This window comes from Thermopolyspora sp. NPDC052614 (genome assembly GCF_040678635.1).
Classification (GTDB): Bacteria; Actinomycetota; Actinomycetes; order Streptosporangiales; family Streptosporangiaceae; genus Thermopolyspora.
Map to the genome: position 1 here is coordinate 613,111 of NZ_JBFATZ010000003.1, position 16,758 is coordinate 629,868.

Annotated in this window: 14 protein-coding genes; 11 read left to right on the forward strand and 3 right to left on the reverse strand. The window is 72.0% G+C overall.

What is annotated here, in order from left to right:
• Positions 1-4 precede the first annotated feature (4 nt).
• Positions 5-2,899, reverse strand: coding sequence for a peroxidase family protein (locus AB0K60_RS09365; protein ID WP_364050457.1), 2,895 nt, complete (start codon positions 2,897-2,899; stop codon positions 5-7).
• A gap of 76 nt (positions 2,900-2,975) precedes the next feature.
• Positions 2,976-4,397: an NADH:flavin oxidoreductase gene (locus tag AB0K60_RS09370; protein ID WP_364050460.1), complete on the reverse strand. Its 1,422-nt coding sequence runs from the start codon at positions 4,395-4,397 to the stop codon at positions 2,976-2,978.
• A gap of 220 nt (positions 4,398-4,617) precedes the next feature.
• Between AB0K60_RS09370 and AB0K60_RS09375 the strand changes: the two genes are divergently transcribed.
• Positions 4,618-5,988: a beta-1,3-glucanase family protein gene (locus AB0K60_RS09375; RefSeq protein ID WP_364050463.1), complete on the forward strand. Its 1,371-nt coding sequence runs from the start codon at positions 4,618-4,620 to the stop codon at positions 5,986-5,988.
• A gap of 3 nt (positions 5,989-5,991) precedes the next feature.
• On the opposite strand, the gene AB0K60_RS09380 is transcribed toward AB0K60_RS09375, so the two are convergent.
• A complete protein-coding gene (locus tag AB0K60_RS09380) occupies positions 5,992-6,624 on the reverse strand; it encodes a uridine kinase (protein WP_364050466.1) in 633 nt (210 codons plus the stop codon).
• Between the two features lie 27 nt (positions 6,625-6,651).
• Between AB0K60_RS09380 and AB0K60_RS09385 the strand changes: the two genes are divergently transcribed.
• From AB0K60_RS09385 to AB0K60_RS09430, 10 genes are all read left to right on the forward strand, one after another.
• Positions 6,652-7,116: an NUDIX domain-containing protein gene (locus AB0K60_RS09385; RefSeq protein WP_364050469.1), complete on the forward strand. Its 465-nt coding sequence runs from the start codon at positions 6,652-6,654 to the stop codon at positions 7,114-7,116.
• 127 nt (positions 7,117-7,243) lie between these two features.
• Positions 7,244-7,783: a UGSC family (seleno)protein gene (locus tag AB0K60_RS09390; protein ID WP_364050472.1), complete on the forward strand. Its 540-nt coding sequence runs from the start codon at positions 7,244-7,246 to the stop codon at positions 7,781-7,783.
• A gap of 32 nt (positions 7,784-7,815) precedes the next feature.
• A complete protein-coding gene (locus tag AB0K60_RS09395; RefSeq protein WP_364050475.1) occupies positions 7,816-8,913 on the forward strand; it encodes a hypothetical protein in 1,098 nt (365 codons plus the stop codon).
• Positions 8,910-9,176 (forward strand): hypothetical protein, encoded by a 267-nt coding sequence (locus tag AB0K60_RS09400; protein ID WP_364050478.1) that lies wholly within the window; start codon positions 8,910-8,912, stop codon positions 9,174-9,176. The genes AB0K60_RS09395 and AB0K60_RS09400 overlap by 4 nt, the downstream gene beginning before the upstream one ends.
• Before the next feature lie 24 nt (positions 9,177-9,200).
• Positions 9,201-10,562, forward strand: a complete 1,362-nt coding sequence (locus AB0K60_RS09405) for an FAD-dependent oxidoreductase (protein WP_364050481.1) — start codon at positions 9,201-9,203, stop codon at positions 10,560-10,562.
• A complete protein-coding gene (gene ilvD, locus AB0K60_RS09410) occupies positions 10,559-12,226 on the forward strand; it encodes a dihydroxy-acid dehydratase (protein ID WP_364050484.1) in 1,668 nt (555 codons plus the stop codon). The genes AB0K60_RS09405 and ilvD overlap by 4 nt, the downstream gene beginning before the upstream one ends.
• Before the next feature lie 174 nt (positions 12,227-12,400).
• Complete coding sequence (locus AB0K60_RS09415) at positions 12,401-13,432, forward strand: iron-siderophore ABC transporter substrate-binding protein (RefSeq protein WP_364050487.1); 1,032 nt, start codon at positions 12,401-12,403, stop codon at positions 13,430-13,432.
• Between the two features lie 5 nt (positions 13,433-13,437).
• Complete coding sequence (locus AB0K60_RS09420; protein WP_364050490.1) at positions 13,438-14,496, forward strand: iron chelate uptake ABC transporter family permease subunit; 1,059 nt, start codon at positions 13,438-13,440, stop codon at positions 14,494-14,496.
• Positions 14,497-14,498: 2 nt separating this feature from the next.
• The gene (locus AB0K60_RS09425; RefSeq protein WP_364050493.1) at positions 14,499-15,563 is read left to right on the forward strand and encodes an iron chelate uptake ABC transporter family permease subunit; all 1,065 of its coding nucleotides are present in this window, start codon (positions 14,499-14,501) and stop codon (positions 15,561-15,563) included.
• Between the two features lie 5 nt (positions 15,564-15,568).
• A complete protein-coding gene (locus AB0K60_RS09430) occupies positions 15,569-16,396 on the forward strand; it encodes an ABC transporter ATP-binding protein (RefSeq protein WP_364050496.1) in 828 nt (275 codons plus the stop codon).
• Positions 16,397-16,758: the final 362 nt, after the last annotated feature.

Here is a 16,758-nt window from a genome sequence, read left to right on the forward strand (position 1 = left end):
CCTCTCAGCCTCGCCTGGCGCCGTCGGGCAGGACCGGCCGCCACGGGACGAACGCGTTGGCCGTACGCGGCAGGACGTTCGCCAGCTCGGGGCAGTGCCGCAGGATGATGCTGGTCATGCCGTTGCGTTCGATCCAGTCCAGGCCCAGCGGCGTGTAGATCTCCGGCCGGTAGTCGACCGTGAGGAAGCGGTCGCACTGCAGGCGGCGGGTGGCCATGAGGATGAACACCCGGAACGCGGTGTCGCTGAACCCGAAGCCCTTGGGCGGGTTCTCGGCCAGCAGCCCGACCATGGTGTCGACCTCGTCGACCGAGCGGTAGACCTCCTTGAGCCGCTCCACGCTGCGCGGGTCGGTGGTGATCTCCTCAAAGCGCGTGACGCGCGGGCGGCGCAGCCCCGCCCGGAAGTCGTTGTAGCGCGGGACGCCGCGGCGCCGGTCGCGCACGAGATCGACGACGGCCAGGTCGATGATCTCGCCGTCGCGATCGAACGCCCGCAGCGCGCGCGGGTAGTTGTGCAGGGTGATCGCGCCCGGATGCGCGATGCCGAACGAGTAGAGCGAGTTGACCAGCCCGAACTCCCGGAACGCGGTCTCGGTGGCGGAGCCCCGGATCTCGGGCAGGGTCACGTTCCGCAGCCGCCGTCCGGTGGCGTGCTCGGCGATCACGTAGTCGTCCGGGATCAGCGGGTGCATGCGGTAGACGCTGACGAACTCCTCGGTGAGGGAGTACGGCGTGCCGTGGTCCTCGGGCAGGGACGCGCGGATGCCTCGGGTCGCGTTCTCCTCGACCAGCCACAGGCCCAGCCGGGTCAGCCAGTTCGCGGGCGGGCCGTACCAGTTGGCGTACAGGCCGGTCTTCAGCACCTCGGTGGCGAGGATCGCCGGCGTCCACTCCACCGTGTGGATCTTGGCGATGAGCGCCGAGACGATCAGCCGGGCGGTGTGGTAGACGGCGTCCTCGTCCATCGCGGGGTACTCGGCGCGCAGCGCGTCGCACAGCGTGTTGTGCTCGCGGGCGAACAGGGTGTGCATGGCGCTGAGGCCGAGCCACCAGTTCTCCCGGAAGCCGGTCAGCGGGACGCCGTCGGGGCCTATGGGCAGGTGGCCGTGCTCCAGGCGCAGCCGCGCGCCGCCGTCGGGCTCGCGCAGGGACTTGGCGACGGTCTCGTCCGGGCCGTACACCTCGGAGCCGTCCCACCAGTGGGAGGCGGTGTTGCCGAACAGGATCGGCGGCTCGTCGCCCGCGACGAAGTGGATGCCCTCGTTGTCGGCGAACCGCATGACCCGCTCGGGCTTGCCGCCGGGCGTGTTGCGCCAGGTCATCCCCGGTGGGAGCGGGACCTCGACGGTCTTGCCCCCGGCCGGGTAGCGCTTGTGGTTGACCCAGTCGTGCACCTGGAACTGGATCCAGCCCGCGGCGAGGACGTTCAGCGTCGTCGCCGGGATGAAGGACTCCCGCTCCAGCAGCGCCTTGCCCACGACCACCGGGTTCGGCCGGTCGAACAGATCGGGGCGGAAGGACGGCGCGAGGTTGCGGCCGAAGGCGGAGCCGATGGCGCCGGTCGCCGGGGCGGACAGGTCGTTGAAGCCGCCGTCGTAGCTGCGCCTGACCCGCAGCTCCTCGTCGATGGGCGGAGGGACGCGGCGGGGCTGCGGCGGCGCCTCCCTGATCTCGGTGTCGATGAGGTTGTAGCGCCGCAGCGCCTGCCGCAGCGCGTTGAGGTTGAGCAGGCCGAGCGGCACCGGGAGCCGGTGCCAGGGCACCCGCCGGTTGACGGCGCGGAAGACGGCCCGCACCGCCGCGCCCGCCACGACGTTGCGGCGGGGCACCGGCGTCACGAAGCGCCGGCCCTGGCGATGCGCGCCGCTGGCGTCGTAGGCGATCTTGCGCGACCGGTTGAGGTTGCCGAGCGGGCGGAACTCCTCGGTGGTGTTCCACGGGTTGAAGACCAGTTCCTCGACGCGCCGCTCGGCGGCGCGGGCCTCGGCGGCGGCGAGGGGCTGCCGGGGGATCGTCAGCGTCGCCACCGGGATGACCGGGGTGTCCTCCTCCCGCCACTCCACCGAGCCGTCCTCGATGGGCGTACGGCGGGCGTCCACGTAGCGCTGCACGCACAGCTGGAAGACGACGTCGTCCGCGGCCAGCCGGGCCGACAGCTCGTGGCGCAGGTAGTCGGGGTCGGTGCGGGAGGGCGGCGGCGCGGACAGCGGGCGGGCGGTGGGGCGGAGCTGGTACTGCACCGGGCCCGCGTCCCCCCACAGGATCGCGCTGCGGCTCCAGTAGCCCTCAAGCGCGAGGCTGCGGACCGGGCGCCGCGTCGACGTCAGCAGGTTGCGGCGCATGCGGGCGGCGGCGGACCAGCCGATCGCCAAGGGGAGCTTGACGTACAGGGCGAGGGCCTTGGCCTTCGTGGTCGTGGCGCCGGCCATGACCTGCGCCAGCGCGACGAGCTCGCGCGCATGGCGGGCGTGCGAGACCGGGTAGTTGGTCATCAGCAGGTCATGGGCCTGGTCCGGGGTGGCCTGGATGCGCAGGGCCGTGCTGCGCAGGTCGGGCTCGTAGTCCGGGCGGCGGGCGGGCGCGGCGTTGGACATCCGGACGATCACCTGGTACTCCGCGCCCGGACGGGCGAAGCCGACCCGCAGGTCGGCGGGGAGGTCGTCGCGGAACCGCAGTCGGGCGTTCTCGACTGCGAGGATGGTCTTCGCCTGGAACGCCCTTTCGATGTGCGTGGCGCCGGTGGCCTTCCTCACCTTCGCCTGTACCAGCATGAGATCGCGGGCGAGTTTCTCGAATATCAGTCGCTCACGCTCGGGGCTGCCGCCGACATAGCGCTCGTGCCACCTCACCTCGCGAGCCGCGGTGACCGGGCTCTCCGGCTTCTTCAGATTACGCATTCGGCGCTCCTTGTGAACACGCTTTCCCCTCGCATTGCGATTGATAGGTATTTGATCCGGTAATTGACCGGGTGATTCATCGGGACGGCGCTCGTGCGAACGCCTTCTCGCCCTGACCGGTCCGGGGCGGGGGCGCCGTGCCCGCGGGCTCCCACGGCAGGGCCTCGGGGACGTCGGGCCGGGCCGACCAGTCGAGGATCTGCGCCTCCATGTCGGCGCTGGAGTCGAAGCGCAGGGGTTCGTAGCAGCCCAGCGGGAACAGCGTGGTGCGCATCGCGCACCGGTTGCAGAGCGTGCACGGGCGGTCGGGCGCCTCGCGGCCCCGCCGGAACAGCTCGACGAGGTCCGGGTTGGCGAGCAGGGGGCGGGCCATCGAGACCAGGTCGCAGGCGCCCGAGGCGAGCGCGTCCTGGACCACGGAACGGCGCTGGAACCCGCCGTTGGCGATCACCGGGAGGCCGGACTCCGCGCGCAGGCGCCGGGCGTCGTCCAGGTTGGCCGCCTCGCCGGTGGTCCACCCGATGTTCATGATCCGGTCGAGCAGCGGCCGGGGCAGCACGTTGAAGATCGCCGCGCGGAAAGCCGCCTTGGCCGACAGGTGGCGGGTGGAGTTGGCGAACTGGCGTGCCTCGTCGATGGGGAACCGGCCGGGCGTCTCGCCCGGGTTGATGAAGCCGTATCCGTTGCTGACGTGCAGGTAGTCGACGCCGAGGTCGCGCAGCCACCTGGCGTAGCGGGCGTACACGCCGATGTCGTTGCCCTCAAGGTACGTGCGCGGCGGCCAGGTGATCGGCCAGCGGAGGTTGAGCGGCAGGCGGTTGCGGTCCCGGGCGGAGATCCGCACGCCGAGCAGGAAGTCGTCGCCGACCCGCCGGCGTACCTCCTCGACGACCTCGCGCAGCAGCCGGAAGCGCCGCTCCACCGAGCCGCCGTACCGGTCGCGGCGGCGGTTGATCGCCGGGTTGAGGAACTGGTGGATCAGGTAGCCCTTGGAGGCGGTAATCTCGATGCCGTCGGCGCCGGTCTCGCGGACGCGCCGGGCCGCCTGGCCGAACTCGTGCACGGTCTGCTCGATGTCGGCGACCGTCATCTCGGTACGCCGGGTGCGATAGCCGTACAGCAAATCGAACCCCGGCGAGGGGCCGTAGCCGTCCTGGGGCTGGCTGAAGAGGCTGGTCTGCACGTGCGAGCCGCCGTCGCCGATCTGGATGATGTACCGGCAGTCCTCGGCCTGGATGGCGGCGATCGCCTCGCGCAGCGGCGGGACGAATTTGTCGTCGCTGATCTGCGGGTATTCGAGCGGCGACCAGCGGATGGGATTGACGTTGAGCGTGGCCGACACGATGGCGCTCACGCCCGTTTTGGCGAAGCGCAGCTCGAAATTCTTCCACGCATTGTTGACGGTTCCGTCATAATACGCCATCCGGCCGCCGATGGACGAGCGGACGATGCGGTTCTTGAATGTGACGTCGCCAATCGAGAACGGTTCGAAGATCACGGAACTTTCCTTCGCCAGGGCGGCCTTCAGCCGCTTCGGGCACCCATTTCAGCCTGCTGGCGAGGCCACCCAAGGAGCAACCCGAAAAGAACCCGGAAAACGGAAAATGGCGACACGTCCCGGTTGGGAGTTGACTGAAGCTACTGACGAGTAGATGATCGTTTGTGTAGTGATCTCTCGCGGTGCCTTGTCACCCCCCACCATCCGCAGGAGCCACACGATGACAACTCGTTCGTCCCTCTCCCTCCCCCGACCATCCCGGCCATCCGTCCCCGCCGTGATGCTCGCCGTGATCGCGCTGGTCGCGGCGCTGGCGGGCGTCGCCGTACCGGCGCGGGCGGCCGCCGCCTGCGACCCCGCCGACGTGGCGCGCGGCCGGCCCGCCACCGCCTCCTCGGTGGAGAACGCGACGTTTCCCGCCTCCGCCGCGGTGGACGGCGACCCCGCGACGCGCTGGTCGAGCGCGTTCAGCGACCCGCAGTGGCTGCGCGTCGACCTCGGCTCGGTCCGCACCGTCTGCCAGGTCGTGCTGAGCTGGGAGGCGGCCTACGCCAGCGCCTTCCAGATCCAGGTCTCCGCCGACGCCAACGCCTGGACCACGATCTACTCCACCGGGAACGGCACCGGCGGCACCCAGACCCTCGACGTCTCCGGCACCGGGCGGTACCTGCGCGTGTACGGCACCTCCCGCGGCACCCCCTGGGGCTACTCGCTGTGGAGCCTCGTCGTCCGCGCCGAGGGAGGCGGGGTCGGCGACCCGACGACGCCGCCGGAGTCCTTCTGGGGCGACCTGTCCTCCATCCCCGCCGCCCAGAACGTCCTCATGGTCAAGGTGCTCAACCGGACCAACGGGCAGTACCCCGACTCGCAGGTCTACTGGAGCTTCGGCGGGCAGACGCACTCGATCGCCGAGCAGCCCTACATCGACATGCCGGCCAACACCGCGGGCCGCATGTACTTCTATCTCGGCTCGCCGAACAGCCGGTACTTCGACTTCATCGAGTTCACCGTCGGCCCGGACCACTTCAACGGCAACACCACCCGGGTGGACGGGTTCGGGCTGAAGCTCGCGCTGCGGCTGCGCGCCCACGACGGCTACGACGTGGTCGTCGGCGACGACTACCCCACGTTCCAGGAGTCGCGGTCGGCCACGTTCCAGAAGTTCGTCAACGAGGTCCCGGCCGAGTTCAAGCAGCTCGGCCAGATCGAGGCCCCGTACCGCATCCCGGCGCCGCACCACTCCGCGCTCTTCCGGCCGGGCGGCGCGCAGCAGAACTACTTCACCGCGTACGCCGCCCAGCACGGGGTCAACGCCACGACCGAGGAGGTCGCGGGCTGCTCGGGGCCGCTGCGGGAGAACCCCACGCTGTGCGCCGCGCTGAACCGGCACGTCGCCGGGCTGTCGCCGGCCGAGCAGGCGGACCCGGCCCGGTTCTACCGGGCCGCGCCCGCGAACTACTACGCCAAGTTCTGGCATGACCACGGGATCCGGAACCTGGCCTACGGATTCCCGTACGACGACTCGGCGGACCAGTCGTCCTTCGTGTCCCACGCCGACCCCCGCCACCTGCTGGTCGCGGTCGGCTGGTAGGGCTCAGGCCGCCTGAGTGATGAGCGCGGGGTGGCGCGGGTCGTCGACGCGCACGGCGACGTCGGCGGCCCGGGCGGGGGCCACCTCGCGCTCGTACCGGTCGTAGGCGGGCAGCCGCCAGCGCTCCGCCTCGGCCGTACGGCGGGCCAGCGCCCCCGGCGAGAGCCACAGGTGCGCGGCGAGGTCGAACGGCAGGCCGAGCCCGAGCAGCAGGGTGCCGTCCACCAGCACGACCCCGCCCGGCGGCAGATCCACGTAGGGGCGGCGGTAGGAGCGGTCGGTGGCGGCGTTCCACAGCGCGGGCAGCACCCGGCCGGTGCCGCCGGGGGCGAGCGGGTCGAGCACCTCCCGGCGCAGCGCGGCCACGTCCAGCCAGTCCTCGTAGAAGGCGTCCGGGTCGGTACGCCCCCGCTCCAGCCGCAGCGACGCCGGGCGCAGGAAGTCCCCGGCCGAGACCCGCAGCACTTGACGCCCGCGGACCCGCAGCGGATCGACGAGCCCGTCGGCGAGCCGCGCGGGCTCCGTGGGCGGCGCGCCGTCGACGGCGACCCGGCGCCACGCGCCGGGCGGGGCCGCGGCGATGCGGTCGGCCAGATCGTCGAGCAGGGCGTCGAGGGTGACTGGGCGGGCCCGCATACGTGCATCATGCCGCACCATGGACGGGTGGCCGACGATCGACCCGCCGCCCGGGTCCTGTGTGTGGACGGAACCGACCGCGTGTTGCTGCTGCGCTGGCACGACCCGGTGCACGGCGTGGTGTTCTGGGAGCCGCCCGGCGGCGGCCTCGATCCCGGGGAGACGCCGCTGCAGGCCGCCCGCCGCGAGCTGACCGAGGAGACCGGCCTGCCCGGCGAGGCCGTGCTCGACGTGTGGACGCCGGTACGCCGGGACTACCACTGGCTCGGCGTGCACTACGTCAAGGTGGAGCCGTTCTACCTGGCCCGCTTCGGCGACCGCCCGGCGGTCCGGCCGGCCGCGCTGACCGAGGAGGAGTCGGGAACGTTTCTGGGCTTCGGCTGGTTCTCCGCCGCCGAGGTGGCGGCCCTGCCCGAGCCGGTGGAACCCCCGGACCTCGTCGATATCCTGCGAGAACTACTCCACAACCGGGACGCCGCACCGGGTCGCTGACGGCGTGAGCATGGCGAGCAGGATGGCAATAACTTAGCTGGCAATATTGTGCACAATCTTGTCATCCGTCTGGCGTCATGCTTAGCTGAAACGCGATGAGGTATCCCTTTCTGGAGGCGTCGGGGACATGGCAGTACGCGAGAGACTTCTCGATCCCACCGGCTTTGACGCGAAGGCCGCCGACACGACCCTGGCTCCGCGACCCGGCAGCCTGCGCGGGCTGACCATCGGCCTGCTGGACAACACCAAGCCCAACGCGGCCGTGCTGCTGCGCCAGGTCGCCGACCGGCTGCGCGAACGCCACGGCGCCGGCGAGGCCCGGCTCTACGCCAAAAGCTACTTCGGCACCCCCATGACCGAGGACATCCTCAAGCGGATCGCCGACGAATGCGACGTGGCCGTCACCGCCGTGGGCGACTGCGGCTCGTGCAGCGCCGCCACCGTCGCCGACGGCATCATGTTCGAGCGCGCCGGCATCCCGGCCGTCGCCATCGTCTCGGACTCCTTCCTGGTCTCCGGCCGCGCCATGGCCCAGGTCCAGGGCTTCGCCGGGTACGAGTTCGTGGCCGTGCACCACCCGGTCGCCAGCCTCGACGAGGCCCGCCTCCGCGAGCGCGTCGACGACGTGCTCCCCGACATCCAGCGCATCCTGGGCATCGAATCCTGACGGCACATCCCAAAGGGGCTGACGAACCACATATGAGCATCACGGTCGACACTCCGGAGGCCGACGCCGAGGAGATCCGCGCGGTCCTGGAGTTCTACGCCGCCAAGGGCTGGACCGACGGCCTGCCGGTCGTCCCGGTCACCGAGTCCTACCTGGCCGAATTCCTCGCCACCACCTCCCGGGACCCCGATGAGGTCATCTTCACGATGCCGCATCTCAACCGGTCCCTCACCGTACGGCTGGCCGCCATCAACGCCGGTCTCGCCGGCTGCCTGCCGGAGTACTTCCCGGTCGTGCTCGCGGGCTGGGACGCCCTCCGCAAGGAGCCCTACCCGGTCAAGGGCATCTGGCAGTCCACCACCGGGACCGCGCCCTTACTGCTGGTCAACGGGCCGGTCCGCGGCCGGATCGGGCTCAACGGCAAGGGCAACGTGTTCGGCTCGGGGTTCCGCGCCAACGCCACGATCGGCCGGGCGATCCGGCTCACCGCGATCAACGTGTTCGGGCTGCGGCCGCACCAGCTCGACCAGGCCACCCAGGCCACGCTCGGCAAGTACTCGGCGTGCATCGCCGAGAACGAGGAGGAGAGTCCCTGGGAGCCCTTCCACGTCGAGCACGGCCTGGACGCCGCCGACAGCGCCGTCACCGGGTACACGATCCGCTCGTGCATCCACATCGAGGCCCGGCACACCAGCGACCCGGAACAACTGGGGCTGGATTTGGCCGACACGCTGCGCCGTACCGGGGCGTTGATCCACGAGACCAACGGCGGGCTGCTCGTGCTCGGCCCCGAGCACGCCCAGGTGTTCGCGGGCGCCGGGTGGAGCAAGGCGGACCTGCGGCGGTTCCTGTTCGACAAGGCCGTCAACAGCCGCGCCGAGCTCGCCGCGGTCGGCAAGGACGCGATCTCCCGCCTGACCCGCTGGCGGGTCCCCGCCGACCACCCCGACGCGATCCCCGACGCGGCGTCGGCGAGCGACACCCCCGACCGGGTGCCCGCCATCACCTCCCCCGACGCGATCAACGTGGTCGTCGCGGGCGCGAACAACGCCGGCGTGTCCACCATCATCGAGACCTTCGGCCCCCGAGGGGACGCCCCCTCCATCGCTCCCGTGAAGGATCTGTCATGAGCGCTTCCGACGCCGCCGTGGACCCCCGGATCGACCAGGCCCTGGGACGCTTCCGCGAGATGCTCGCCGCGGACGGCTACACCCTCGACTGGTCGCTGACCCCGCAGGACAAGGTCGTCGTGCGGATCGAGGCCGGGCCCGACGCCTGCGCCGACTGCCTGGTGCCGCTCCCGGTCATGCAGGCGATCATGTCCGACGCCCTCGAACCCACCCCGTACGCCCTCGACCACATCGTGCTGCCGAAGAGCACGACCGCGCACTGAACGAGAGTGAGGAAAGGCCCCCTCGTGGAAAAGCCCGCAACGATCATTGAGCCCAGCCGCGAGACTCCCGTGTACGGCGAGTTCGACGTGGTCGTCGTGGGCGGAGGACCGGCAGGCATCATGGCGGCGAGCGCCGCGGCGCGCACCGGGCACTCGGTGATCCTGCTGGAGCGCTACGGCTTCCTCGGCGGCGCGGGCACCGCGGGCGGCCTGAGCACGTTCTGCGGGCTGCACGCCAAGGTGTACGGCGAGCACCGCCGGGTCATCCACGGCCTCGCCGACGAGTTGCTCGACCGGCTGGAGAAGCTCGACGGCCTGTCCACGCCGCACCTGACGATCAACGACGGCATCCTGGCCCAGGCGTTCGACATCTCCAGCTACAAGATCGCCGCCGATGAGCTGGTGGTCGGCTCGGGCGCCCGGCTGCTCTTCCACGCCTACGCCTGCGGCCTGCGCATGTCCGACGAGGGCGTCATCGACGCGGTGCTGATCGAGTCCAAGTCGGGCCGCGCGGCCGTACGGGGGCGGGTGTTCATCGACGCCTCCGGCGACGGCGACGTGGCCTGGTGGGCGGGCGCGCCGTTCGAGAAGGCCCCGGCGCTGAACGGCATGCTCTACCCGTCGCTGATGTTCCGCATCAACGGCGTGGACGCCGCGGCGGCGGGCGAGGCGCCGTGGCGCACGGTCGAGCGCCTCATGGAGGAGGCGGAGCGGGCCGGCACCCACCGGTTCCCCCGCAAGAAGCCGATCGTGCGCCCGCAGCGCAACCCGCTGGAGTGGCGGGCCAACCTCACCCAGCTCAGCACCCCCGACGGCGGCGCGATCGACGGCACGAACGTGGACGAGCTCACCCACGGCGAGCTGCAGGGACGCCAGCAGGTGCTGGACGCCTTCACCTTCATCCGCGACAACACCCCCGGATTCGGCGACTCGTACATCGTGGACATCGCCCCGCAGATCGGCATCCGGGAGACCCGCCGCGTCATCGGCCGCTACCGGCTCACCGAGGGCGACGTGCGCGACTGCGCCGACTTCCCCGACACGATCGGCGTGAACGGCTGGCCGATCGAGGCGCACGTCGCCGGGACCGTCGAGTTCCGCTGGCCGCGCGGCGAGAACCCGCGCGGCTTCAACCAGCTCCCGTTCCGCATGCTGCTGCCACTGGGCGTGCGGAACCTGTACGTGACCGGCCGCTGCGCGTCGATGACCCACGACGCCCAGTCCGCCGCCCGGGTGACCGGCCCGTGCTTCGCCATGGGCGAGGCGGCAGGCGTCGCCGCCGGCATGGCGATCGACGCCGGGGTGGACTGCGCGGACATCGACGTCGCCGAGCTGCAGACCAGGCTCGAACGCGGCGGGGTCTACCTCGGCCGGGAGGTCTCGTGACGCTGCGCAGCAACTTCGAGCCGGGCACCACCCGCTGGGCCATGCGCCGCGCCCAGTGGACCGCCCTCGGGCTGACCCCCGAGGACATGGAGAAGCCCAAGATCGCGATCGTCAACACCTCGTCGGACCTGGCGAGCTGTTTCAGCCATCTGGACTCGATCGTGGGCCCGCTGAAGCAGGCGATCCGCGAGGCCGGGGGCATCGGATTCGAGATCCGCACGGCCGCGCCCAGCGACGCGATCACCAGCGCGGGGGCGGCCGGGCGGTACATCCTGCCGACCCGCGACCTGATCGTCAACGACATCGAGGTGGCGGCCGAGGGCGCGCTGCTCGACGGCATGGTCTGCCTGTCGTCCTGCGACAAGACCACCCCCGCCCACATGATGGCGGCCGGCCGCCTCAACATCCCGACGATCGTCGTGGCGTGCGGCTACCAGCCGTCCGGCGTCTTCCGCGGGGAGCACGTCGACTTCGAGGACGTGTTCCTGTACGCCGGTCACGTCGCCGCCGGGCGCATGACCGTCGAGGACCTCGCCGAGATGAGCGGCTGCGCGATCACCGGCCCCGGCGTCTGCGCCGGGATGGGCACCGCGAACTCCATGCACATCGCCGCCGAGGCGCTCGGCATGGCCCTGCCGGGCAGCACCCCCGTGCTCGCGCGCAGCCCGAAGATGTGGCGGACGGTCGCCGAGGCGGGCCGCCGGATCGTGCGGATGGTCGCCGAGGACCTGCGGCCCCGCGACATCCTCACCCCCGCCGCCTTCCGCAACGCGGTCACGGCCGTGCTCGCCATCAGCGGCTCGGTCAACGCGCTCAAGCACCTGCAGGCCGTGGCCGTCGAGGCGGGCTGCGACGTCGACGTCTACGCCCTGTTCGAGGAGCTCGCCCCGAAGGTCCCGCTGCTCACCGCGGTGAAGCCGAATGGCGAGCGCCGCATCGACGAGTTCGAGGACGCGGGCGGCGCCGCCGTCCTGCTGCACCGCCTGTCCCCGCTGCTCGACCTCGACGCCCGCACGGTCGCCGGGCCGTCGCTCGGCGAGGTCCTGGCGTCGGTCGCCCCGCCCGAGTCGGACGTGATCCGCCCGCTGGACGCCCCGCTCGCCCACCACCCCGGCCTCGTCATCGTGCGCGGCACCCTCGCCCCCGAGGGCGCCATCGTCAAACGCACCGTCGCCGACGAGGCGCCGCACCGGTTCCGCGGCCCCGCCAAGGTCTTCCGCTCCCGCGAGGAGGGCATCGCCGCCATCCGCGCCGGGGAGGTACGCCCCGGCCAGGTCCTCGTCCTCACCGGCCTTGGCCTGCGCGGCGCCCCGGGCATGGGCCTCACCTCGGCCTTCATCTTCGCCCTCGACGGCGCGGGCCTCGGCGCCGAGGTCGCCGTCGTCACCGACGGCCAGATGTCCGGGCTCGTCAACAAGGGACTGGTCGTCGCCGAGGTGAGCCCCGAGGGGGCGATCGGCGGCCCGCTGGGCCTGGTCGAGGACGGCGACATCATCAGCGTCGACGTGGACGCGCGGACGATCGACCTGGAGGTCCCGGAGGCCGTGCTCGCCGAGCGCCGCGCCGCCCTCCCGGCGGCGCCGCCCTCGGCGGGCTGCGGATGGCTGTCGGTGTACGCCCGCACCGTCAGCCCGCTCGGCCGGGGGGCCACCCTCGGCGGCTGAATCGAGCTAAATATCGCATACCTGGGGGCCCTATGTCCGGATCGCGAGCACAGGGTAGCCTTACCTAAGTTTGGATGCGCGGTCGCGCGGAACCGGACGAGATAGGACCCCCTGATGCTCCGTACCGTGAAAGGTTCGCCGCAAGGTCCAGTGCGAGGCGTTCGCGTCTCGGCGATGCTGGCCACCGTGGCGCTCCTGGTCACCACGCTCGTCGCGTGCGGCTCCGGCGGCGCCCCGGCGGCGACCGGCGCCCCAACGGGCGGCGCCGCCTCGGGCGGCGCGGCGGCGTACCCGGTGACCGTCGAGCACAAGTTCGGCAGCACCACCGTCACCGCCGAGCCCCAGCGCATCGTCACGGTCGGGCTGACCGACCAGGACGCCGTGCTCGCCCTGGGCAAGGTGCCGGTGGCGACCACCGAGTGGTTCGGCGGCTTCAAGGGCGCGATCGGACCGTGGGCCACGCAGGCGCTCGGCGGCGGCGCGACGCCGACCGTGCTCACCGACACCGGCACCGGCCCGCAGATCGAGAAGATCGCCGCGCTGAAGCCGGACCTCATCCTGGCGCTGTACTCGGGCCTGACCAAGGAGCAGTACGAGGCGCTGTCGAAGTTCGCGCCCGTGGTCGCCCAGCCCGCCGCGTACAACGACTACGGCATCCCGTGGCAGGAGCAGACCCGGATCGTCGGCAAGGTCCTCGGCAAGCCCGACGAGGCCGACAAACTGGTCAAGGGCGTGGAGGACAGGTTCGCGCAGGCCCGCGCCAAGCATCCGGAGTTCGCCGCGGCCACCGGCGTGGTGGCCACGCCGTACGAGGGGTTCTTCGTGTACGGCTCGCAGGACCCGCGCTCGCGCACGCTCGCCGCGCTCGGCTTCAAGCTGCCCGCCGACCTGGACAAGGTCATCGGCAACCGGTTCGGGGCCAACATCAGCAAGGAGCGCGGTGACCTGCTCGACCAGGACGTCATCGTGTGGACCGTCCCCGACATCGCCAAGGACAGCGCCGCCCTGCGCGAGGACCCGCTCTACAAGGACCTCGGCGTGGTCAAGGAGGGCCGGGAGGTGTACGTCGGGGAGGGCACCCACCACGGGGCGGCGTTCTCGTTCGTCACCGTGCTCAGCCTGCCGTACCTGCTCGACCGGCTGGTGCCCCAGCTCGCCGACGCCGTGGACGGCGACCCGGCCACCCAGGTGGAGGCGGTGTCCTGACGCCGATGGACACCCTGACGCCGACGGACGCCTCGGCGGCGGGCCGACGCACGGTGCTCGGCCCCGTGCTGCTCCTGACGCTGATCGGCGCGGCGCTCGTGCTCGCCTGCCTGCTGTCGATCGCACTGGGCGCCGCGAGCATCTCCCCCGGCCAGGTGATCGGGGCGCTGACCGGCCAGCCGGAAAGCGCGCAGGTGGACAACATCGTGTGGTCGGCGCGCGGGCCGCGCACGGCGCTGGGGCTGGCGGTGGGCGCGGCCCTCGGGCTGTCCGGCGCGCTCATGCAGGCGCTGACCCGCAACCCGCTCGCGGACCCGGGGCTGCTCGGGGTGAGCGCCGGGGCCGCGTTCGCGATCGTCGTCGCCGTCGCGTGGCTCGGGGTGCGGACGCTGTTCGGGTCGATCTGGTTCGCGCTGGCCGGGGCGCTGATCGCGAGCGTCGTGGTGTACGCGCTTGGCCGGCTGGGGCGCTCCGGGCTGACCCCGGTGAAGCTGGCGCTCGCCGGGGTCGCGGTGACCGCGCTGCTGTCCTCGATCACCAGCGCGATCGTGCTCACCGACCCCGAGGCGCTCAACCGCTACCGGTTCTGGTCGGCGGGCTCCCTCGCCGACCAGAACGGCGAGGTGGTGCTGGGGATCCTGCCGCTGCTGGCCGTGGGCGCGGCGCTGGCGTTCGCCTGCGCCCCCGCGCTCAACAGCCTCGCCCTCGGCGACGACGTCGCCGCCGCGCTGGGCCGTCGGCTCGGCCTCGTGCGGTTCCAGGGCGTGCTCGCGATCATGCTGCTGACCGGGACCGCGGTGGCGGCCGTCGGGCCGCTGGTGTTCGTCGGCCTGGTGGTGCCGCACGTCGCGCGGGCCTTGGCGCAGGCGGCCGGGATCGGGCCCGACCATCGGTGGCTGCTGCCGCTGTCGGCGCTGCTCGCGCCGTGCCTGCTGCTCGCCGCCGACATCGCCGGGCGGCTGGTCGCGCGGCCCGTGGAGATCCAGGCCGGGGTCATCATCGCCTTCATCGGCGGGCCGTTCTTCATCGCCATGGTCCGGCGGCGACGGCTCGCGGAGGTGTGACCATGTCGCGCACGGACGTCCGCACCGCCGTCTGGTCGCCGCCGTACTTCCGGATGCCGCCGTTCTCGGGGTTCGTGCGCCCGCGCCTGATCGCCGTGTCGGCGGCGCTGGCCGTCGTCGCCTTCCTGACGCTGAGCTGGAATGTGACGATCGGCGACTATCCGATCGGGCTGGGCGAGGTGATGGCGGCGCTGGGCGGCTCGGGCGATCCCGGCACGCTCGTGGTCGTACGCGAGCTGCGGCTGCCGCGCGCCGCGGTCGGGCTGCTCGTGGGCGTGGCGTTCGGGATCTCCGGCGCGGTGTTCCAGACGATGACCCGCAACCCGCTGGCCGGCCCCGACATGATCGGCCTGACGCAGGGGGCGGGCACGGCGGTCACCGCCGCGATCGTGCTGGGGTTCGACGCCACGCTCGGGCTGCAGGCGTTCGGCCTGCTGGGGTGCCTGGCGACGGCGCTGCTGGTGTACGCGCTGGCCTGGCGGCGCGGCACCACCGGCTACCGGATCATCCTGGTCGGCATCGGGGTGTCCTGGGTGTGCACCAGCGCCACCGACTACCTGGTGGCCGTGGGGGCGCGGTTCCAGGCGCAGGCCGCGCTCGGCTGGCTCGTGGGCAACCTCAACGGGCGGGACTGGGACGCGGCGGTGCCGCTGGCGTACGCGATGGCGGTGCTGGTCCCGGCGGTGCTGGGGCTGGGCAGGCTGATGCGCACGCTGCAGCTCGGCGACGAGGTCGCCGTCGGGCTCGGCACCCGGGTGCAGCTGGTCCGCTTCGCCCTGCTGATCGCCGGGGTCGGGCTGGTGGCCTTCGGCACCGCGGCGGCGGGCCCGGTCGCGTTCGTGGCGCTCGCCGCCCCGCAGATCGCCCAGCGGCTCGCCCGTACGGCCTGGCCGCCGCCGATCGCCTCGGGCCTGACCGGCGCCGTGATCGTGCTCGTCGGCGACCTCATCGCGCGGACGCTCATCGCCGAGATGGAGCTGCCGGTCGGGGTCGTCACCGGCGTCCTCGGCGCGCCGGTCCTGCTGTGGCTGCTCATCCGTACCAACCGCGCGGGATCAGGAGGCTGACGCCGATGCCCGGCACCGAACCCGAGCTGCGGGCCACCGGCCTGCACCTCGCCTACGAGGACCGTCTCGTCGTCGAGGACCTCGACCTGCTCGTCCCGCCCGGACGCATCACCGCGATCGTCGGCGCGAACGCCTGCGGGAAGTCCACCCTGCTGCGGGCGCTGGCCCGGCTGCTCGCGCCGCGCCGGGGGGCCGTGCACCTCGACGGGCGGGCGCTGCAGTCGATCCCGAGCAGGGAGCTGGCGCGGCGGCTGGGGATCCTGCCGCAGAGCCCGGTCGCCCCCGAGGGGCTCACCGTGCTCGATCTGGTGAACCGGGGGCGCTCGCCGCATCAGACGTGGTGGCGGCAGTGGTCCAAGGCCGACCAGGAGGCGGTGCACGCGGCGCTGGCCGCGACCGGGATGTCCGACCTCGCGCACCGGGCGGTGGACGAGCTGTCCGGCGGGCAGCGGCAGCGCGCGTGGATCGCCATGGCCGTCGCCCAGGGCACGCCGGTGCTGCTGCTCGACGAGCCGACGACCTATCTCGATCTCGCGCATCAGCTCGACGTGCTGGATCTGATCATGGATTTGAACCGGCGCGAGAGCCGTACGATCGTGATGGTCCTGCACGATCTGAACCAGGCGTGCCGTTACGCCGACCACGTCATCGCCATGAAGGCGGGCCGCATCGCCGCCGAGGGCACGCCCGCCGAGGTCATCACCGAGGCCACCGTGGAGGACGTCTTCGGCCTGCGGTGCAAGGTCACCAGCGACCCGGTGAGCGGCACCCCCATGATCATCCCCATCGGCCGTCACCACGTCCCCGGGCGCGACGAGCCGGGGCCGGCATGAATGTTTCGGCACACCGGCGGTAGTCAGGCGCGGGACGGCGGCCAAGAAAAAGAAGTAATGGCAGGTCAGAGGGCACTTCCCGCCCTCACACCACGCTACGTCCCGCTTTGCCCTTCTGTTCATTACAGCATCTCTTGACTCCCCGCACCCCTGCGAGCAATCTGTTGCCACGCCGACCCGGCCCCGCCCACCGGCGAACCGGCCGGGCCGCCATGGCCATGGCGCGATCGCACCTCAGACCAGCGACGATGCTGGTCCCCGAGCTCGCACGACCTTCGCCCCGCGCGGTCCCACGGCCAAGGACATCACGGGACGAGCAGAATGACAGCGCCCTCACCTCGTCGGTCCGCTGCGGTATGCGT